17 protein-coding genes and 1 other RNA gene are annotated in these 19767 nt (G+C 36.5%); 16 read left to right on the forward strand and 2 right to left on the reverse strand.

The window, feature by feature from the left end; all coding sequences use genetic code 11:
- Positions 1 to 33: 33 nt before the first annotated feature.
- The gene (gene gshB, locus ACFILD_RS07020; RefSeq protein ID WP_375631061.1) at positions 34 to 981 is read right to left on the reverse strand and encodes a glutathione synthase; all 948 of its coding nucleotides are present in this window, start codon (positions 979 to 981) and stop codon (positions 34 to 36) included.
- 87 nt (positions 982 to 1068) lie between these two features.
- Between gshB and ACFILD_RS07025 the strand changes: the two genes are divergently transcribed.
- Positions 1069 to 1863: a molybdopterin-synthase adenylyltransferase MoeB gene (locus tag ACFILD_RS07025; RefSeq protein WP_375664932.1), complete on the forward strand. Its 795-nt coding sequence runs from the start codon at positions 1069 to 1071 to the stop codon at positions 1861 to 1863.
- 910 nt (positions 1864 to 2773) lie between these two features.
- Here ACFILD_RS07025 and ACFILD_RS07030 read toward each other — a convergent pair.
- Entirely contained in the window at positions 2774 to 3337 is a 564-nt protein-coding gene (locus ACFILD_RS07030) for a c-type cytochrome (protein ID WP_375632302.1), read from the reverse strand.
- Positions 3338 to 3441: 104 nt separating this feature from the next.
- Between ACFILD_RS07030 and ACFILD_RS07035 the strand changes: the two genes are divergently transcribed.
- The 15 genes from ACFILD_RS07035 to lnt all read left to right on the forward strand — a co-directional run bounded on the left by ACFILD_RS07035 (position 3442) and on the right by lnt (position 19621).
- Complete coding sequence (locus ACFILD_RS07035; protein ID WP_375657910.1) at positions 3442 to 4173, forward strand: 3-deoxy-manno-octulosonate cytidylyltransferase; 732 nt, start codon at positions 3442 to 3444, stop codon at positions 4171 to 4173.
- The gene (locus tag ACFILD_RS07040; protein WP_375664933.1) at positions 4170 to 5033 is read left to right on the forward strand and encodes a prephenate dehydratase; all 864 of its coding nucleotides are present in this window, start codon (positions 4170 to 4172) and stop codon (positions 5031 to 5033) included. Before ACFILD_RS07035 ends, ACFILD_RS07040 begins: the two co-directional genes overlap by 4 nt.
- A gap of 537 nt (positions 5034 to 5570) precedes the next feature.
- A complete protein-coding gene (locus ACFILD_RS07045) occupies positions 5571 to 5978 on the forward strand; it encodes a hypothetical protein (protein WP_375664934.1) in 408 nt (135 codons plus the stop codon).
- A gap of 1551 nt (positions 5979 to 7529) precedes the next feature.
- An RNA gene (ffs, locus tag ACFILD_RS07050) (signal recognition particle sRNA small type) lies at positions 7530 to 7627 on the forward strand.
- Positions 7628 to 7850: 223 nt separating this feature from the next.
- Positions 7851 to 9791: a DNA polymerase III subunit gamma/tau gene (locus tag ACFILD_RS07055; RefSeq protein ID WP_375659974.1), complete on the forward strand. Its 1941-nt coding sequence runs from the start codon at positions 7851 to 7853 to the stop codon at positions 9789 to 9791.
- A 14-nt stretch (positions 9792 to 9805) separates the two neighbouring features.
- Positions 9806 to 10129 (forward strand): YbaB/EbfC family nucleoid-associated protein, encoded by a 324-nt coding sequence (locus tag ACFILD_RS07060; RefSeq protein WP_375631067.1) that lies wholly within the window; start codon positions 9806 to 9808, stop codon positions 10127 to 10129.
- 30 nt (positions 10130 to 10159) lie between these two features.
- Positions 10160 to 10765: a recombination mediator RecR gene (recR, locus tag ACFILD_RS07065; protein ID WP_273790577.1), complete on the forward strand. Its 606-nt coding sequence runs from the start codon at positions 10160 to 10162 to the stop codon at positions 10763 to 10765.
- Positions 10766 to 10814: 49 nt separating this feature from the next.
- Positions 10815 to 11843 carry a YeiH family protein gene (locus tag ACFILD_RS07070; RefSeq protein ID WP_273790578.1) on the forward strand — a complete coding sequence of 343 codons (1029 nt, stop codon included), beginning with the start codon at positions 10815 to 10817 and terminating at the stop codon, positions 11841 to 11843.
- 713 nt (positions 11844 to 12556) lie between these two features.
- A complete protein-coding gene (tsaB, locus tag ACFILD_RS07075; protein ID WP_375663549.1) occupies positions 12557 to 13243 on the forward strand; it encodes a tRNA (adenosine(37)-N6)-threonylcarbamoyltransferase complex dimerization subunit type 1 TsaB in 687 nt (228 codons plus the stop codon).
- Entirely contained in the window at positions 13243 to 13734 is a 492-nt protein-coding gene (gene rimI / locus ACFILD_RS07080) for a ribosomal protein S18-alanine N-acetyltransferase (RefSeq protein ID WP_273790580.1), read from the forward strand. Before tsaB ends, rimI begins: the two co-directional genes overlap by 1 nt.
- 31 nt (positions 13735 to 13765) lie before the next feature.
- Positions 13766 to 15142, forward strand: coding sequence for a tRNA (N6-isopentenyl adenosine(37)-C2)-methylthiotransferase MiaB (gene miaB / locus ACFILD_RS07085; protein WP_375631070.1), 1377 nt, complete (start codon positions 13766 to 13768; stop codon positions 15140 to 15142).
- Positions 15143 to 15301: 159 nt separating this feature from the next.
- The gene (locus ACFILD_RS07090; protein WP_375637610.1) at positions 15302 to 16426 is read left to right on the forward strand and encodes a PhoH family protein; all 1125 of its coding nucleotides are present in this window, start codon (positions 15302 to 15304) and stop codon (positions 16424 to 16426) included.
- Positions 16423 to 16890 (forward strand): rRNA maturation RNase YbeY, encoded by a 468-nt coding sequence (gene ybeY, locus ACFILD_RS07095; RefSeq protein WP_375637600.1) that lies wholly within the window; start codon positions 16423 to 16425, stop codon positions 16888 to 16890. Before ACFILD_RS07090 ends, ybeY begins: the two co-directional genes overlap by 4 nt.
- Positions 16891 to 16998: 108 nt before the next feature.
- Positions 16999 to 18024 carry a hemolysin family protein gene (locus ACFILD_RS07100; RefSeq protein WP_273790583.1) on the forward strand — a complete coding sequence of 342 codons (1026 nt, stop codon included), beginning with the start codon at positions 16999 to 17001 and terminating at the stop codon, positions 18022 to 18024.
- On the forward strand, positions 17987 to 19621 hold the full coding sequence (gene lnt / locus ACFILD_RS07105; RefSeq protein WP_273790584.1) for an apolipoprotein N-acyltransferase: 1635 nt from the start codon (positions 17987 to 17989) through the stop codon (positions 19619 to 19621). The genes ACFILD_RS07100 and lnt overlap by 38 nt, the downstream gene beginning before the upstream one ends.
- The last annotated feature ends 146 nt before the right edge of the window (positions 19622 to 19767 follow it).

Raw genomic sequence — 19767 nt, forward strand, 5'->3', positions numbered from 1 at the left:
GATCATTTTTTAAAACCATGTTTTTGTCCTCTGTCAAATAAATTCATTTGAACGCTTGAACTCAATAACATCCCAAAACAAATGAGCAACATCTGTACCGCAGAAGCGTTTAATTTCACGAATTCCCGTAGGAGACGTCACATTAATTTCTGTTATATAATCTCCAATCACATCAATCCCCACAAAAAGAAGACCTCGTTCCTTTAAAGCTGGACCAATGCGTTCACAAATCTCATAATCACGTTTTGTTAACTCAACATTTTCCGCGCGGCCTCCAACATGCATATTAGAGCGCACATCTGTTTCTGTCGGAATTCGATTAATAGCTCCAACAGGTGTACCATCAAGCAAAATAATCCTTTTATCTCCTTTTCGTACTGCCTCTAAATAGCGCTGAACAATAAAAGGTTCGTGATAAATTTCTGAAAACATTTCCAACAATGATGCTAAATTGCGATCATCTTGTTTTAAATAAAAAATACCAGCGCCCCCATTTCCATAAAGTGGTTTAACAATAATATCGCCAAATGTCTCTCTAAAAGCTGTTATTTCTTCAATATCTTTGGTAATTAATGTTTCTGGCATCAGATCAGAAAATTCAGTCACAAAAATTTTTTCTGGACTGTTGCGTACCCATGCCGGATCATTCACAACGAGTGTTTTAGGATGAATACGTTCTAACAAATGAGTCGTTGTGATATAATTGAGATCAAAAGGTGGATCTTGGCGTAAAAGAACCACATCCATATCTGTTAATTCCGTGCGAACAGGCTTTTCTAATTGATAGTGGCTTCCCTCTTTATCATGTACAATCAATGGCTCTAGTCGTGCAATCACACAACCATCATACAGAGATAAACGATCTGGTGTATAATGGAAGAGAGAGTGTCCACGTTCTTGTGCTGCTAAAGCGAGTGCAAATGTCGTATCTCCTTGAATCCGAACTGTTGAAATATGATCCATCTGAATGGCAATTTTCATAAATAAATCCTCCCTATCCTAAAAGCAGACTGGTCTAAGCATCATAAACTTAGTAAACAATAAAAGAACTATGACAAGAGAAAATTTATGACAAAAGAAACAGATACAAAATTAAACAACAAAGAAATCGAACGCTATGCACGCCACATCATTTTGCCTGAGATTGGTGGTGTAGGACAACAAAAGATAAAAAAAGCACGTGTTCTTGTTGTGGGTGCTGGTGGTCTTGGTGCTCCTGTCTTAACCTATTTGGCTGCCGTAGGTGTAGGAACCCTTGGAATTGTCGATAACGACATCGTTTCACTTTCCAATTTACAACGCCAAGTTATTCATAAAACAAATGCAATAAACAAAAGCAAAACAGACAGTGCTGAAACCACTATAAAAGCAATAAATCCCCATGTTGTAGTTGAAAAACACACCCTACGCTTAGATAAAAGTAATGTGGATAAACTGCTCAATGCTTACCACATCATTGTTGATGGAAGTGATAATTTTACGACACGCTATCTTCTTGCTGATCACGCTGCCCAATGCAAAAAACCCTTAATAAGTGGTGCTGTAGAACGTTTTAATGGCTCATTAACCGTCCTTATGCCGTATAAAGACAATAATCCTCACTATCGCGATTTATTTCCCACCCCTCCAGCTCACGGGACTATCCCAACATGCGCTGAAACTGGAATAATCGGTGTTTTACCTGGCGTTATTGGGACCCTACAAGCAATGGAAGTTATTAAAATGATCACAAACATCGGAGAGCCATTAGTAGGAAAGATTCTTCTCTATAATGGATTATTAGCGCAATTTAATATTATTACTTATAAACACTCAAATTATAAAGAAAATGCCATAGTTATTAAGAAGCTTGGAGAATTATGATTATGTCCTCTCTTCCACTAACTTTTAGCACTCTCGCAATATGTATTAAAATACTAATATTTTATCGCAAGTCATCGAAACATTGTAACCAATGAAACCTATTAAATTTATCACAAATATGGAAAACCTTTTGTGAAAAAATAATTCTCTATAATGGATTATCAGTATAATTTCATGTCATCGTCTATAAATGGACAGAGACTCGTGCAAACTTAGCTGCCATCAGTATTCTTGTGTAAAAAATTTTCAACGTAGATAAAAATACAATCAGCAGAACTCTATTCAACTATTTTACTATTCACACATGAAAATTGTTTCACATGAAAGTGCTTACTTCAAACCATAACCTATAAATAAATAATCTAAGTCATATTTTAGTGATTGATACTATAGAAGGTCAATGATCTGTACCTACACCTCTAACCTCAAGAGAAAACGTCTATTCATCAAGCATCATAAAATGCAGCTTAGGATCATTGCACGTATAAGAACAATCAATTGTCTCTGATACATGGAAATTGATGTAAAAGTACATAGGGATTGATGTGTATAGAAGGATTGAGATAAACCTCATGGAGAGCTTTAATTACATAATTATTGCATTCAGAAGCAGAAAACTGCGGCTCATGAATTGATAATCCTTCAGCAATAATTTCACAGACAAGTATATGTAGAAAAAGTGAAGCAAACAAATCTTGAAAACCAATCCACAGACGACAGTGTAAAGAGTGCATTTTTATAAAAGATCTCTTTAAAATAAGCGAGTAAATATGCAATGTTAAATGTGTTCTGTTTTGCGTGAGGGGCGTTCCCCCTAACAAAACATCAATAAGAGCTCTTTTTATAAAACCGTGAAACTAAAATTACAAAAAGTCAGACTTCTTTCTAAAATTAACATCTATGGTATAAGTTAATTTGGCTCGTTCGCTTTATTATTATCCATTGGTAAAGGAACAGGATGATCGGATAAACTGCGTAAATAAAGCAAAAGATCGGCACGATCTTGATCATTTTTAATTCCACGAAAAGACATAATGGTCCCAGGAAAAGCTTCACGTGGAGAATGTAAATAACGATCTAACGTTACAAAATCCCATTTTTGATCAGAATGAGCACGTAATGCCCGTGAATAAGCAAAACCTGCTGCTGATGCCAAAGGGCGGTTAACAATCTCCCAGAGGACTGGACCAACACGCCCTGCTTCATTGCGTCCAGATGTGTGGCATATGGCACATTGGCGAAAAACTTTACGGCCATTTTCAAAATTGCCTTGTTGAAGGCGGCTATTTAGTGATAGGGAAACATCAGGTGCTTTTTGTTTTTCTTGAAATATATCATTCTTGGCAACTGTATGATGATATTGGACTGATGTAGGATGATCGTAAATTATATTGCTGAGTGTGGAAATCCCCACAACAGCGACCAGCACACATAAACAAGCACAAATAAAATAAATAAATCTCCGGCGATTCATAAAAACTCAAATGTTCACGGTTTCATTACCATTTTTAGTCTAAGCTTTTTCTTTATAACACACAACATCATAAATGCATCACAGATGACATTTGGAATCTTACAATGGCTCTTAAACCAATTATTCTTATTCCTGCCCGTATAGGCTCAACCCGTCTTCCTCAAAAAGCTCTCGCTGAAATTGGCGGAAAACCGATGATTGTTCATGTCGCAGAACAAGCCAAAAAAGCTGGAATAGGACGTACAATCGTTGCAACAGATCATAATGATATCGCTAAAGCTGTTGCAGATTATGGACATGAATATATCATAACACGAGGTGATCATAAGTCTGGATCTGATCGTATTTATGAAGCTTTAATGCGCATTGATCCGGAACAACGTTATAATGCCATTTTAAATGTACAAGGTGACTTACCAACAATAATGCCTCGTGAAATCATTCGTGCGCTACGCCCTTTAGAAAATAGCTTTACTGATATTGCAACCTTGGGTGCCAAAATCATTGAAGAAAATGAAACAAGAGATCCCAATGTTGTCAAAATCATTGGTACACCGCTTTCTCAAAATCGCCTTCGTGCTCTTTATTTTACGCGCGCCACAGCACCCTATGGAGACGGTCCTCTTTATCACCATATTGGAATATACGCCTATAGGCGCGAAGCACTTGAGAAATTTGTATCATTCAAACCCTCACCACTTGAGAAACGTGAAAAACTTGAACAATTACGTGCATTAGAAAACAACATGCGTATTGATGTGGAAATAGTCGATACAATTCCCTTAGGTGTAGACACACAACATGATCTCGATAGAGTTTGTGAGATTTTAGCATGAAAATACTTAAAAAAACCAATAAAATTTCTTTCCAAGGAGAATACGGCGCTAATTCCCATATTGCTTGCTCCAATATGTTCCCCAATATGGATGCTGTTCCCTCTGCTACTTTCGAAGACGCCCTTAATTTAGTGGAAAGCGGGAAAGCTGATCTTGCTATGATCCCTATTGAAAATACCCTTGCGGGACGCGTTGCAGACATTCATCATCTTTTACCGCAGTCATCTCTTTATATTATTGATGAATATTTTTTACCTATCCATTTTCAACTCATGGTTTTACCCGGCGTTACACATGACGAAATTAAAACCGTCCACAGCCATACGCATGCCCTTGCACAATGCCGAAAAATCATACGAAACAACGGTTGGAAACCTGTTGTTTCTGCTGACACCGCTGGAGCTGCAAAATTTATTAAAAAAAATGCTAAACGTTCACAGGCTGCCTTAGCACCTTTAATCGCAGCAGAACTCTATGGACTTGATATTCTTGAAAGAGATGTTGAAGATAACCCTCATAATATTACCCGTTTTGTCATCCTTTCACGCTCCAAACGACATGTCCCCAAACCTCAAAATGGCGAAAAAATCATCACCAGTCTTCTTTTTCGAGTGCGCAATGTCCCCGCTGCTCTCTATAAAGCTATGGGAGGATTTGCAACGAATGGTATCAATATGACAAAATTAGAAAGCTATCAAATTGGTGGAAATTTCAATGCAACACAATTCTTTGTTGATATTGAAGGGCATCCTAAAGACCCGATGATGAAACTTGCCTTAGAAGAATTATCTTTCTTTTCTGCAGAACTGCGTATTATCGGTACTTATCCAGCACAAAACGATCGAACATCGTATATATAAAAGCAATTAGGCTGCTATCATTCTTTGCTGATATCAAAGAGCATCGTAAAAATTTCATAATGCAACGTATCTTGAAAGAGCTCGGTTTTTTTCTACTCAACACCCTTCATAAAAACTGAAGAAGAAAAAACGGCTCATAAAAGAATATATAAATTATTGCCATAATATTTTTTCACAAATTATATCATGATAAAAAGCACTTCAACTCGTATAAAAACCAGTGTAAAAAACACAGTAACCAAAAATAAAAACGCTTGTACCATCTATTTCCCTTTATATATTCAAAGAGAGCTTCTTGAGAAAAGTCATTTCCTCTGACAATATTCCAATAAAGATAACGAACTTCTAAATTAGCTCTCAAAACAATTCAAATTATTATACATGATAGAGCATTCAAATTTCTTAGACTGATATCAGTCTGAACATGGTTTAAAACTAGAAAATGCAACTCAACCCTGATTTTAGCGTTAAGTTTGAGCTTTTATCTTTATAAAAATTGATTTATGATTCACCTCACTTTAGAAAAAGGAGAGGATAATGAAAAAAATCTTCATGCAAGGATTATTAGCCGCAAATATTCTCGCCCACTCTAGTGGTGCGTTTGCTGGCTTTGGTGAGAGAAAATGGAATTTTGGGCTGGATGAAAGTGTTGTGATCATACCATCCGATACAATCCATCAAGGAGCTGAATACTCTTGTAGTATCTTTGAACCAAAGAAAGTATCCTTTACTTTATCGTACTCTACCCCTTCTGATTTAAACAAATTGAGAATTGCTGTTGATGATGAAAAGAAAATAACCCATGATAAAGAAAAGAAGATCTTTATCCTAAAAAATATAAAATCTCTTCATATAAGTTTTCCTTCGTCAGGACATTATATTTTTAAAAATATTACGAAGAAAAAAGTTGTTGGAACAAATTGTGACACAGGAGATTATGATTAACAATATTCTATAACATCTAAATTTGAGTAGAGTTATTCTTTTTTCAGGTATTTTTTTCAAAATAGGGCATAATGAGCCATTAAAACTTATCGCTGAAGAGGTGTTTTTATCCTAATATGACAAACCTTAAGTTGCTCATAAGGTTAGATATTAAGGAACTTTTGCGAAAACTAAAAGACTAAATTTAAATTGTTCTGTATTTTCTACTATCAGAGCTATTTTTTTAATAAGAATATGCTTCTCTCTTCGCAACTGCTTCATTTTAAGTGATATAAAGCACATCGTACCCAAATCACTTAGATAAACGGAAAAGTAAAATTTGCTCTACAGATGCATTCCTCACTGCACTTTAAGTCATACTCATTCAGCTTTTTATAAAAATTATCTCGCTTTTCCCTCCTTATTAAAGAATATATTATTTGAAACTATAAAATGTCGCTTATATCGAATAAGAACCATTTTTATGCTTATAAAATCCGTATCCCCTTATTTCTATAGCGTTGAATGTTGCATCTCCTCTTGTATGAGTACAGCCCCTTAAAAAATATATGAAATCTTTTCTCAAATAATGAAACTTCATATATTGACCCACCTTGTGATGAACATCAATGTTTTTTAATTAAAAGAACAAGCACGCAAAAAAAGAGCGATAACATCTACTCAGTATTTATATATTTATATTATGTTAAAAGAGGTGGTGCTCTTATAAGATATTTAAGATACTGGCTTATCATTATAAAACTTTGATTTTCTTACACTGAATTAAAACCACGAATAAAGTAAGATCCTCCCATCTTAAATCTCATATTGAATCCATTAAAATCGTTTCCTCGAAAGTTACAAATGGGATTGGTGTGTGAGTAAAAACGATTAAAAAAAGGAATAAAAATGCTTCTTATAAAGCCTCTCAAGTACAAGGGATCGCAACATTGGGAGTTGTTAAATAGCATGAGGGCTAAAATTTATACTTTGTATTAAGCATAAAGAGGGTAGTGCAACAATAGATTTATAACTCAAGGGAAGCATGTATACTATTATGAGTGGCGTTTGAAATATAGTTAAGAGTATTGAGCAATAGCTCTTTAAAAAGCCTATGAATGTACAACATTAAGTTGTTCTGTTTGGGATGTTCTGTTTTGTATAGAGGAGCAACACCATTAAAGCAATATTTTATAATTCTTTAAATAGCACTCTTCCCCCCTGACTTTCGAATGTTAGCCAATTACATGATCTATCTGCTTTATTTGCTTCTTTGACTGTTGTAAATTTTTGATGATTCAATTTCGTAGTTTTAGAACAGATGTATCTATCCTAAAACTCTTACATGTTTCAGCGAATGAGAATAATTATACATTCAGACTATCTTAAGCGAAAAAATATTTTCATACCAAATAAATATGAAGAGCTACTGCTATAAAAACTGGTAAATCCACAATCTCTTTGTTGTTTATATGTCAATAAATTAAACGCAAAGGAAAATTCTTCGTCGTTCTTAGGATATTTTTCGTTTCTGATCTTGATTTTTCATTCCAAATCGACAATATGAGCTTGGGAGGTTGGTGGTGGACGAACTACTCGCCAACTGGGTCAGGTCTGGAAAGAAGCAGCCCCAACGAGTTCTGGTACGGGTCATCGTTCCAACCTCCTATTTTGCTGAAGAAATTATTTTTTATGCTGTCTTTTAGCGAGGTATTTTTAATCTTCAGAGCAGCATTTGTATGCAGCAAATGAAGGGGTTTTGTTATTTTTAAACAAATTGTCCCATAAATAATTTGATTAAGAAAAAATCCTTTTATATGAGACTACAGTATTGATCTATGCTTTTGTATTATCAAAATGTACGCATAAAGAACTTCGAAGTTGGAAATACTCATGGAAAATTTACCGGTAGAAACAGCCTATCGTGTTCTTGCTCGTAAATATCGACCAAAAAACTTCTCTGACCTCATTGGTCAGGAAGCTATGGTGCGTACTCTCACCAACGCCTTTGAAAAAGGTCGTATTGCACAAGCGTGGATGTTAACAGGGATTCGTGGCGTAGGTAAAACCACAACAGCACGTATTTTGGCACGTGCGCTTAATTATAAAACAAAAGATATTGATCAACCAACAACCGTATTGGACTCTCTTGGAGAACATTGCACACAAATTATCGAAGGACGCCATATTGATGTTATAGAAATGGATGCCGCTTCTCATACGGGCATTGATGATATTCGTGAAATTATTGAACAAATACGCTATCGTCCTGTTTCTGCACGCTATAAGGTTTATATTATAGATGAAGTACATATGCTCTCAACACAAGCCTTTAATGGTTTATTGAAAACTCTTGAAGAACCACCGTCCCATGTGAAATTTATTTTTGCCACAACAGAAATTCGCAAAGTTCCTATTACAATTCTTTCGCGTTGCCAACGTTTTGATTTGCGACGTATTGAATCAAAAGCTTTGAGTGCACATTTGCGTCAAATTGCGAAATATGAAAAGGTAGAAGTAGAAGATCAAGCACTCTCTATGATTGCCCGTGCTGCAGAAGGATCAGCACGTGATGCATTATCCATTTTTGATCAAGCAATCGCCCATAGCAATGGCAATGTTAATGCTATTGCGGTGCGTACAATGTTAGGATTAGCGGATCAAGCACGTATCATTGATCTTTTTGAATTTATTATGAAGGGCGATGTTGTCAATGCGTTACATGAATTACGCAGTCAATATGAAGCAGGTGCTGATCCTCTTACTATATTGACAGAACTAGCCGATTTTAATCATCTGGTCACACGTTTACGTTTTACACCAGAAATAGTGGAAGATTTCTCTCTAACTGAAGAACAACGTTTAAGAAGTTTAGACTTTTCAAAAAAACTTTCCGTTCCTATTTTATCCCGAAACTGGCAAATGTTACTCAAAGGTTTACAGGAAGTTAATCAAACTGCACGTCCTCTTCAAGCCGCTGAAATGCTTTTAATTCGTCTTGCTCACACGGCTGACTTACCAACTCTTGATGAGGCTTTAAAAAAGCTTACGCAAGAAAAAACGCCTCTCACACTGGTTAAAAACTCTTCTCATCAAGAATCTACAAATGCAAATAATATAACAAAAGAAACAATGATCGGAGCCCATGCTTCCTCGAGCGTTTCAAATACATTACCCGATCAATCAGATTTTAAAAGCTCTTTGAAAAACCAATTAGATCATTCCTTACAACCGGAAAATTTAGTTAAAAATCAAAACCATGACAAAATCAACGCCCAAGAAGTAACAGAAATTCTAGAAACTTCTCCATCTACTGATCTTTCTGAAAAGATTGTAAATTTATCGCATTCTGTCACGCAAACAACAGAAAAGATTACTGAACCTAAAACTCTCGTGATTAATTCTTTGCACGATATTGTTCAATTAGCCGAACAGCATAATGACACTCCTTTCAAACTCCTTATTAAAGAATTTGTTCATCCTGTTTCTTTTGAAGCTGGGCATATTACCTTAAGACTTTCTGAAAATACCCCACAATTTCTTGCTCATGATATAGAAAAAAAGATATCTCAATGGACAGAAAAACGCTGGACAATAACTTTTGTTAATGAAGGAGGTGGCCCAACCTTACAGGAGGAAAGTATAGCGATTCAAAAGACTCTTTTTTCTAATGCAGAAACAGATCCTGATATTGCGAAAATCCTCAATCATTTCCCAGAAGCAAAAATTGTCGATATTCGACTCAATAAAGAAGAAAATGATCTTGATTTACTCTCCAATACCTTTAAAAATGCTGATATTTTTAAAAATAAAAATGATATCAATGATGAATAAGGATACCTATTCCTATGCGTGAAATGATGAGCATGATGAAAAAAGCCAAAGAAATGCAAGAAAAAATGCAGAAGATTCAGGAGGAAATAGCTAATCTGCAAGCTGTGGGCACTGCAGGGGGTGGTCTCGTCAATATCACTTTAAATGGCAAAAATATTATAACAGCAATTCAAATTGATCCTTCATTACTCAAACCTGAGGAAGGTGAAATTCTTGAAGATCTCATTATGGCAGCTTATAATGAAGCAAGAACAAAAATCGAAGTTGCAATAGAAGAAAAAACCAAAAGTATAACGGCAGGGCTACCACTCCCATCAGGTTTCAAGCTTCCATTTTAATGAAACGGTTTTTTCCCGTGAGACAAAAATATGTCTAAATACATTGCAGGACCTGAGATTGAACGTCTCATTCAGATTTTATCACGGTTACCAGGTCTTGGTCCACGTTCAGCGCGTCGTGCTGCGCTTCATCTTATCAAAAAAAAGGAGACATTGCTGGAGCCTTTGGGAGCGGCTATACAAGCAGCTATCGAAAAAGTCGGTATTTGTTCTGTTTGTGGAAATGTCGATACCATTGATCCTTGTTCAATTTGTACAGATTTGCGCCGCGATGATACAACAATCATCGTTGTTGAGGATATTGCTGATCTGTGGGCCCTTGAGCGCGCAAAAACTTTAGCCGCACGTTATCATGTGTTGGGTGGACGACTCTCCCCCTTAGATGGAATAGGTCCTGACGAACTCAACATTGCCACCTTAATACAGCGTGTTGTACAAAACCCTATTACGGAGATTATTCTTGCTGTCAATGCGACTGTCGAAGGTCAAACAACTGCTCACTATATCACTGATCAGCTTTCTAATTTTCCAGTTAAAATTACGCGACTTGCTCATGGTGTTCCTGTAGGAGGTGAGCTTGATTATCTTGATGATGGAACTTTAGCAGCAGCTGTACAAGCAAGAACAAATCTTTAAAACTTTTTCTTCTTAACCTTTAGCTCTTTAATGACGGGGGAATATTAAAATGATCAAGAAAAATCTCTCACTTTTAAACGACTTTGGTCCTGGTATTTTAGTATGTTTACTCATATCAGCCTTAGCTTATGGCTTAGAAGTTGTAGAAAAACAGTTTTTCACGGAAGCGTGGCTTGAAAGCCTTGTTTTGGCAATTCTTCTAGGATCAATTATCCGTAGTTGTTTTTCTTTGCCAACATATTTTCAAAAAGGTATCACCTTTTGTGCAAAAACACTTCTCGAAATTGCTATCGTTCTTCTAGGAGCAAGCATTAGCATTAACGCAGTCCTTTCAGCTGGCTGGAATTTGCTTGCTAGTATCATATTCGTGATATTCGTAACGATTATCCTGAGCTTTGCCATCGGCCGACTTTTCGGGCTTTCTACACATTTGGCAATGCTGGTCGCTTGTGGGAATGCTATTTGTGGCAATTCAGCTATTGTCGCCGTTGCACCTGTTATAAAAGCAAAACATGACGATGTAGCCGCGTCAATTGCCTTCACTGCTCTTTTAGGAATTCTTATTATTTTATTTCTACCCTTTTTACATCCATCTCTGAATTTGTCATTTAGCCAATATGGTGTGCTTGCTGGCATGGTTGTGTATGCTGTACCACAGGTTTTAGCAGCAACAGCACCTATCTCTTTTCTAAGTGTTCAAATTGCAACAATTGTCAAATTAGTACGGGTTCTCATGTTAGGCCCTGTTATTTTTACTCTATCAATCATTTATCGCCGATCAGCAGAAACACGCTTGCGTTTACATACCCTCGTCCCATGGTTTATCATTGGCTTTATTATCATGATGCTTGTTCGCTCAAGTGGTCTTATCCCTGAAAAGGCTATCAATCCCATCAAATTTATTGCCCAGTTGTTTACTGTTATCTCAATGGCTGCACTAGGATTAGGTGTTGATATCCGATCACTAAAAAAAGCAGGATGGCGCGTCATTTTGGCTTCAACCTGCTCCATAATTATTCTCGGTATTTGTAGCCTTATTATGATACAATTGAATGATTTAAATCATATAACATTTTAAAATGTGCATTGATTATTATTTTTTCAACGTAGTATGCAATCAACCCAAAGTCCTCATTATTATTAAAATAAGTTCTTTCATAAACCAGAAAAAGTTCTAAAATATTGCCCATTATTCTATACAAAAAATTGAAAGAGCTGATATTTAAGTGAAAACTGTCAATTTTGCTTTTCAGTCCATAATGATTTGCAACGGGGTAGTATCAAAATACGTAACTCATACAAAACAATACCATTTCTTTCATCTGCTCTCATTACGCTGAGGTTTTTATACAAAGACTGATAAAATATATTCTTATTTGGAAAAAATGTGAGGTCATGACTTTTCCTCTTTTAAATTACTTTTACTTACTATGTGATACAAGTGGCATCAACGTACTATTTGATAGCTTAAAAGTTGTGACAACCCTTACATTTAAATGATTCGTGAAAGGAGTTTTGATTCATACGCTAACTCCGCTTGTAATATACAAGCTAATAAATTTAATTGTTTCACCATAAGTAAATTTAAAATAAGAGAATCTTACAATACTCAAGGTACTCATTCAAAAAGTGAAATAATAGGGATTAAATTAACATCTCGTTCTATCTCATAAAAAGATATTGTTGCTTATTGGCACTAGTAACTTTCTTACAAATGAAATATACGATAATGAAAAGATTAAAAATACAGCAGGACTTTTATTTATCGTTTTATTCAACTAAAATATTTTTATGCTTATCCTTGCTATAGATACTGCTTCAATTTATTGTGCTGTTGCGCTTATTCGTCATAAATCTGTTATTGCGCGTATCAATGAACGCATGAACAAAGGACATGCCGAAAAAATTATTGGGCAGATTACACAAATAATGAAACAAGCCGATATGACGCTTGATCAAGTTGAGCGTATTGCTGTCAATATTGGACCTGGATCATTTACTGGTGTACGTGTCGGTGTTGCAACAGCACGCGCTTTGGCATTAGCACTTGAAATACCAGCTGTTGGAGTGAGTGCTCTTGAAGCGTTAGCAGCACAAGTCATAAACAGTAAAAGTACAGTATCGGCAATTACTGTTGTCATTGAAGCAGGGAGAGGAATGTTCTACCATCAAAATTTTCATAATGATCTCACACCTTTGGGAGAGCCGGGATTAAAAACAATTGAAAATATCCTCGAAGATTTGCCCAAAAAAACCCGACTGACTGGCCCAGCTGCTGATGTCGTTATGGAACATATTAAAAACCATAAAATACACGAAAAAATTGTCCTAGAAAAAATCCCCTGCGAAGCGGCCGATATTGTAAACTATGCTTATCTTGCTGCAAACAAACAATCAAAAAATTCGCCTCGCCCACTCTATCTACGCAGCGCTGATGCAAAACAACAAACCAATTTTGCTTTGCCACAAAAAAAATAATGCCCAAATTTTCATTGACAAAAAAGATTTTTGGAATTGCTCCGCTACAAGTTAATGATAGTGCTTCTCTTCATCAAATTCATCAACATTGTTTTACCCCTTCTTGGGAAAAACAAGCTTTTGATAATTTCTTAACAGATCACTCTATCTTCGGATACAAAGTTTTTCTCATTGATCGCTCTGATCAAATTTTAGGCTTTTGCCTATGCCGTCTCATCCTTGATGAAGCAGAAATCATCACAATTGCTGTTCATCCTCATTATCGTCAACAAGGAATTGGTACCTTTCTTATCGATCGTACAGTTCACCATCTTCACGACAAGGGCGCTATAAAATTATTCTTGGAAGTAGAAGCCACAAATCTTTCTGCTTTGAACCTTTATCAACGCTTTGAATTTCAAAAAATTTCTGAACGTCTTGCCTACTACGCGTCAAAAAATGGTCGTGGTGATGCAATTATCATGCAAAAAACTTTTAAGCAAATAGATTGAGATTTGTGTAAAAAACATTTACACATGCGCTATGAATAAAGTAAATCCTAAAAATACGCCTCCTGTTGCTCCTAAAAAGGTTTTTATCAAAACCTATGGATGTCAAATGAATGTTTATGATAGCCAACGGATGACTGATAGCCTCAGTTCGCAAGGCTATGTGACAACACAAATTCCCAATGATGCCGATCTTATTCTTGTTAATACCTGTCATATTCGTGAAAAAGCAGCAGAAAAACTTTATTCTGATCTTGGTCGTTTGCGCGTTATGCGTCAAGAGCGCACACCTGATAAACCCCTGATGGTTGGTGTAACAGGTTGTGTTGCACAAGCTGAGGGAAGTGAAATCTTGCGCCGTGCTCCAACAGTGGATCTTGTTATTGGTCCGCAAATGTATCATCGCTTGCCAGAATTGTTAGAAAAAGCAAAACAAGGAAAAAAAATTATCGAAACAGACTATGCTGTTGAAGATAAATTTGCTCATTTGCCGCCCCATAATAAACATGCGGTAAGAAAACGAGGTGTTAGCGCATTTTTAACAGTACAGGAAGGTTGCGATAAATTTTGCACTTTTTGTGTTGTTCCTTACACACGCGGTGCTGAAATATCACGGTCTGTCGAGCAAATTACCGAGGAAGCCCGCCAACTCATCGAAGCGGGTGTCAAAGAAATTACGCTGCTTGGACAAAATGTCAATGGTTGGCATGGACAAAGTGCTGATGGCAAAACTTGGCGTCTTGGCGATCTTCTTTATCATCTTGCAAAACTCAATGGTTTAAAGCGTTTGCGTTACACAACCAGCCACCCACGTGATATGGATGATAGCCTTATTGCCGCGCATCGAGATCTTGATATGTTAATGCCTTACCTCCATCTTCCTGTTCAATCAGGTTCAGATCGCATCTTAAAAGCCATGAACAGACAACACAAAAGCTCTCATTATCTTCATCTTATCGAAAAAATTCGAAACGCACGGCCAGATATTGCCTTTTCAGGCGATTTTATTGTAGGGTTTCCAGGAGAAACAGATGAAGACTTTGAAGAAACCATTAAACTTATTCAACAAGTACAGTACAGTTCAGCTTATTCTTTTAAATATTCCCCCCGTCCTGGAACAGTGGGAGCCACAATGAAAAATCATGTTGATGAATCTGTAAAAGATTCCCGACTTCAACATTTACAAGCCCTTCTCCTTGAGCAACAAAATGCGTTTTTGCGTTCTAAAATTGATCAGAAAACGAACGTTCTCATCGAAAAACCTGGACGTCACTCAGGGCAAATGGTAGGGCGTTCCCCTTGGCTTTTACCTGTTGTTGTCGATACAGAAGCCTCTACAGGTAGCGTGATAGAAATTCATATTAAAAATGCAAGCTCAAACAGTTTTGTTGGTGAAGTGACAAATAGATAAACATGCCTCTAACACCTTGTTCAAAAATAAATATTTTTGAAAACTCTTTTATTTTAAAAGAAAATGATTACATCTAAAGCGTGCACTTTTTGTAAAAATTGTCTTTTATAAAGTTTACTTAACAAAATGTGCAATATTTATGTAGATATGGAGAATAGGCTGAAAGCTTCAACCGAAAAAATAAAGCGTATTAAAGAAAAAGTAAATATGTCCCTTGAAAAGGCTGATACCTTGAAACAAACAAGCGCTTCAGATGTGAGCCAAGTTGTTTTGATTTTCGAAAATAATAAATATGCAAAAGCAGTTTTTGGTAAATTTGACGAAAATCTCGCTTATATCGAAAAAAAACTCGAACTTAGTATTCATCCGCGTGGTAATGAAGTCTTAATCCGTGGAAATATTTCTGTTATAAAACATGCGCAATATGTATTGCAGCAGCTTTATGAACGTGCCAAAACACATCAAGAGCTCACTTTATCAGATATAAAAGGAGCGATTGCTATGGTAAATATACCAAAGAAGCAGAAAGAAGACACAATAACACACAAATCTGCAACGAAACGTATACCAGCACGGTTGAGTACCCATAAAAAAATAATTCATGCAAGAACTCCAACACAAGACGCTTACATAAGCGCTATGGAGCATACTGAACTTGTGTTTGGTGTAGGACCAGCAGGAACAGGAAAAACGTATCTTGCTGTTGCTCATGCTGCAATGCTTCTAGAACGTGGTATCATTGAGCGAATTATTCTCTCACGTCCAGCTGTTGAAGCTGGAGAACATCTTGGTTTTCTTCCCGGTGATCTCAAAGAAAAAGTCGACCCATATTTACGACCACTTTATGATGCTCTTTATGATATGATGCCCGCTGAAAAAATAGAACGCATTTTAGCTTCTGGTGTCATAGAAATTGCTCCTCTCGCCTTTATGCGCGGACGAACACTTGCCCATGCTGCTGTTATTCTTGATGAGGCACAAAATACTACCCCCATGCAAATGAAGATGTTCCTCACACGTCTTGGAGAAGGAACGCGTATGATTGTTACCGGTGACGTAAGCCAAATTGATTTGCCTACAGGGCAAAAATCAGGTCTCATTGAAGCAATTCGCATTCTTTCAAATGTAGAAAATATTGCAATTGTGCATTTTGATGAAAAAGATGTTGTACGCCACCCACTTGTTGCTGCTATCGTTCGTGCTTATGATCGTGATTCCGAAATACAAAATAAAAAAAAATCATTCGCATGCGATGCATTAAAAAATGAATTTGATTCGTCATGATTATTATTGATATAATGATTAAAAGCGCAGGGTGGAATGATGAGAAAATGCTTTATAATATCACTGAAAAAGCATTAATGGCAACTATGCATCATGTTTCATTGGAAAATGTTGTAAGCGAGATTAGCCTGCTTTTTACGGATGATGAACATATGGCACAAATCAATGCACAATGGCGCAACAAAAACAAATCCACTAATGTATTATCCTTTCCTGCTTTTCCACTTAAAGCTGGAAATCAACCTGGTCCCATGCTCGGTGATATTATTATTGCCCGAGAAACTGTTGTTTTCGAAGCAGAGAAAGAAGGAAAAACATTTCAAGATCATTTAACGCATATGATTGTTCATGGTATCTTACATCTGCTTGGTTATGACCATGAAACTGATGATGAAGCATATAAAATGGAAAAGCTCGAAAGAGAAATTCTTCAAAAGCTTTCCATAAAAGATCCTTACGCATAATTGTCTATCAATGATAAAATTTAACTTTTAAAATCAATATTACCAGCATACCATTTAAAGCCTCTTATTTATCTGTTATAAAAAGAAAGTCTAAAAGATTTCAAAACCATGGCAAACAAAATAAATGCACAAAATAATAGTCAAGCATCTTCTAATAATGAAAAAGACCCCTCTCAACAGACGAATCATACAGAGAAATATTCCCTGATGAATCATTTATTTTCATTCTTACGGGGTCGTAATTGTGCATCTACGTCACTGCGCGATGATCTTACCGTTGCACTCACGACTAACAATGAAAAAGATACCGCCCTCTTCTCACCTGAAGAACGTACTATGCTGCATAACATTTTACGCTTACGTGAAGCACGCGTGGATGATGTTATGATACCTCGTTCTGAAATCGAAGCATTAGAAATAAACACCTCTCTTGGAGAAACCCTTCAATGTTTTGCAAAAATTGGTCATTCTCGTATACCCGTTTATGCTGAAACTTTAGATGATCCGCGCGGCATGATCCATATCCGCGATATTCTTAACTACATCACTCGCTTTATTATCAACCCAACAAAAACCGAACAAAAATCCGATTTGCTTCAATTAAACCATACAGACTTGCATACTCCAATCGGTGAATTGGATTTGATCCGAACAGTTCTCTTTGTTCCCAGTTCTATGCTTGCGAGCAAATTATTAACACGGATGCAAACTACACGAACTCAAATGGCTTTAGTTATTGATGAACATGGAGGAACAGATGGTCTCGTTTCAATGGAAGATATTGTTGAGTTAGTCGTTGGGGATATCGAAGATGAACATGATAATGTCGACAATGCTATCGTACGTGAACCAAATAATAAATGGCTCGTTGATGCAAGAACTGAACTAGAAGATGTGGAGAAAGCTCTTGGTCCTGATTTTATCGTAGGGGAATATGGTGATGAAGTTGATACTATTGGTGGTTTGATCGTCTCCATTCTTGATCGCATTCCTGCTAAAGGTGAAATTGTCGAAGCTGTACCTGGCTATAGATTTCGTATTTTAGAAGCTGATAAACGCCGGATTAAACGATTGCGCATTTTTCGCATTCCCAAAAATGAGAATCTTGAGAACAATGCCATCCCTAAAGAATAGTCCAGCGTTTTTAAACAATTTCATCGTTTTTTTGTTCTCTGTTACAGGCTGGAAGCGCCAAGCATGGATATTTCTGTGTGGTGCTCTTACTTCTTTTGCACTTCCACCCTTTTATTTAACACCTCTTTGCTTTTTAACTTTCCCTCTCTTTATTGTTTTACTTGACTCAATACGGGCCACCAAAAACAATAAAAAACATTTTTTTACTTACGCTTTAAGCTGTGGAACCTTTGGTTTTAGTTATTTTATTTGCGGCCTTTGGTGGCTATGCAATGCTTTGTTAACAGATCCAGATTCTTTTGGTTGGGCAGTCCCATTAGCCATTTTATTCCCTCCACTCTACCTTTCTCTTTATTGGTTTTTTTCTGGTTTCATTGTCGGTTTATTATGGACAAAAGGAATAGCACGCTTTTTTGTTTTAGCCTTTGCATTAGGATTATCCGAGTGGTTGCGTGCGTTTTTATTCACAGGATTTCCATGGAATTCTCTTGGCTATACAGCTATGCCAACCCCAATGTTCATGCAATCTGATGCAATCGTAGGACTTTACGGAATGAATATTCTTGCTGTCTTAGCCTACAGTTTGCCAACTGTTTTATTAACGAATGAAAAAAAGAAAGTGGCACTTTCTCTTTGCTTATCACTTATATTCATTCACTGTGGTTTTGGGTTTTATCGTCTTCATACTATAGAAAACACAGCTGAAGATCAAAAAAGTGCTTATTGGGTGCGTATTGTTCAACCGTCCATCCAACAAAATATAAAATTGCGTGATAATACACGAGAAGCTATGTTGGAAGCGCATATGAAGCTAAGTGCAACACCAACAACCGATCAAAATTCAGAACCCGATTTTATCATATGGCCGGAAGCTTCCGTTCCTTACCTTCTTTATGATAACTCATCTATCACAATGCGCATTGCCTCTCTTTTAAAACCTAAACAATGGGCTATTATCGGAGCAATACGCGCCAGCAATGATCTACCTCATTCCCAAACACAATATTTTAATACAATTGCAGTCATTAATGCTCAAGGTAATATTTTAAATACCTCCGATAAACTTCATTTGGTTCCTTTTGGTGAGTATCTTCCTTATCAGAATTTATTGAAAAAAATTGGATTGCGTACCCTTGCCGATAATATTGGTGGATATAGTACTGCAAGTGTGCGCAAAATTGTTACAATGCCAAACGGATTTTCTTATCTACCCTTAATTTGTTATGAAGCAATATTTCCCCATGAAATGACTTTTCAAGGCTCCCCGCCTCAAGCAATTATTAATATTACAAATGATGCATGGTTTGGTGTAACACCTGGACCCTATCAACATCTTCAACAAGCACAGCTTCGTGCCGTTGAACTGGGAATCCCCCTCATACGGGCAGCTAATAATGGCATATCAGCTGTTATTGATTCTTATGGACGAATCGTTGTAGCTCTTCGACAAAATGCTGTGGGCATTATTGATTCACAAGTTCCATCATCCATTACCCCTATAGGAAGCAATGAATACAGAACTTTCTCTACTTTTATCTTATTCATCCTTATGCTATTGTGTCGTGTTGGTTTTGGTTCTACAAAACAGCTTAAATGATTCAAGTGCCCTTTGTACGGCATTATGTTGCGTGTACCAGTAGTATTGGGAAAAAATATTACATATTGTTTTAATTATATGATAAATCAGCTTCGCATAAATATGATGTTGGTTTAGAAGAAAAGTGCTGGAAATAAAGAGTTGCA

It is taken from the genome of Bartonella sp. CL162QHHD (assembly GCF_042195435.1).
In the GTDB taxonomy this organism is placed as follows: domain Bacteria; phylum Pseudomonadota; class Alphaproteobacteria; order Rhizobiales; family Rhizobiaceae; genus Bartonella.

What these genes read in the sequence shown, in the direction of transcription:
- gshB (WP_375631061.1), bottom strand. Translation starts at nt 981, where the DNA reads ATGAAAATTGCCATTCAGATGGATCATATTTCAACAGTTCGGATTCAA.
- ACFILD_RS07025 (WP_375664932.1), top strand. Translation starts at nt 1,069, where the DNA reads ATGACAAAAGAAACAGATACAAAATTAAACAACAAAGAAATCGAACGC.
- ACFILD_RS07030 (WP_375632302.1), bottom strand. Translation starts at nt 3,337, where the DNA reads ATGAATCGCCGGAGATTTATTTATTTTATTTGTGCTTGTTTATGTGTG.
- ACFILD_RS07035 (WP_375657910.1), top strand. Translation starts at nt 3,442, where the DNA reads ATGGCTCTTAAACCAATTATTCTTATTCCTGCCCGTATAGGCTCAACC.
- ACFILD_RS07040 (WP_375664933.1), top strand. Translation starts at nt 4,170, where the DNA reads ATGAAAATACTTAAAAAAACCAATAAAATTTCTTTCCAAGGAGAATAC.
- ACFILD_RS07045 (WP_375664934.1), top strand. Translation starts at nt 5,571, where the DNA reads ATGAAAAAAATCTTCATGCAAGGATTATTAGCCGCAAATATTCTCGCC.
- ACFILD_RS07055 (WP_375659974.1), top strand. Translation starts at nt 7,851, where the DNA reads ATGGAAAATTTACCGGTAGAAACAGCCTATCGTGTTCTTGCTCGTAAA.
- ACFILD_RS07060 (WP_375631067.1), top strand. Translation starts at nt 9,806, where the DNA reads ATGCGTGAAATGATGAGCATGATGAAAAAAGCCAAAGAAATGCAAGAA.
- recR (WP_273790577.1), top strand. Translation starts at nt 10,160, where the DNA reads ATGTCTAAATACATTGCAGGACCTGAGATTGAACGTCTCATTCAGATT.
- ACFILD_RS07070 (WP_273790578.1), top strand. Translation starts at nt 10,815, where the DNA reads ATGATCAAGAAAAATCTCTCACTTTTAAACGACTTTGGTCCTGGTATT.
- tsaB (WP_375663549.1), top strand. Translation starts at nt 12,557, where the DNA reads ATGCTTATCCTTGCTATAGATACTGCTTCAATTTATTGTGCTGTTGCG.
- rimI (WP_273790580.1), top strand. Translation starts at nt 13,243, where the DNA reads ATGCCCAAATTTTCATTGACAAAAAAGATTTTTGGAATTGCTCCGCTA.
- miaB (WP_375631070.1), top strand. Translation starts at nt 13,766, where the DNA reads ATGAATAAAGTAAATCCTAAAAATACGCCTCCTGTTGCTCCTAAAAAG.
- ybeY (WP_375637600.1), top strand. Translation starts at nt 16,423, where the DNA reads ATGATTATTATTGATATAATGATTAAAAGCGCAGGGTGGAATGATGAG.
- ACFILD_RS07100 (WP_273790583.1), top strand. Translation starts at nt 16,999, where the DNA reads ATGGCAAACAAAATAAATGCACAAAATAATAGTCAAGCATCTTCTAAT.
- lnt (WP_273790584.1), top strand. Translation starts at nt 17,987, where the DNA reads ATGAGAATCTTGAGAACAATGCCATCCCTAAAGAATAGTCCAGCGTTT.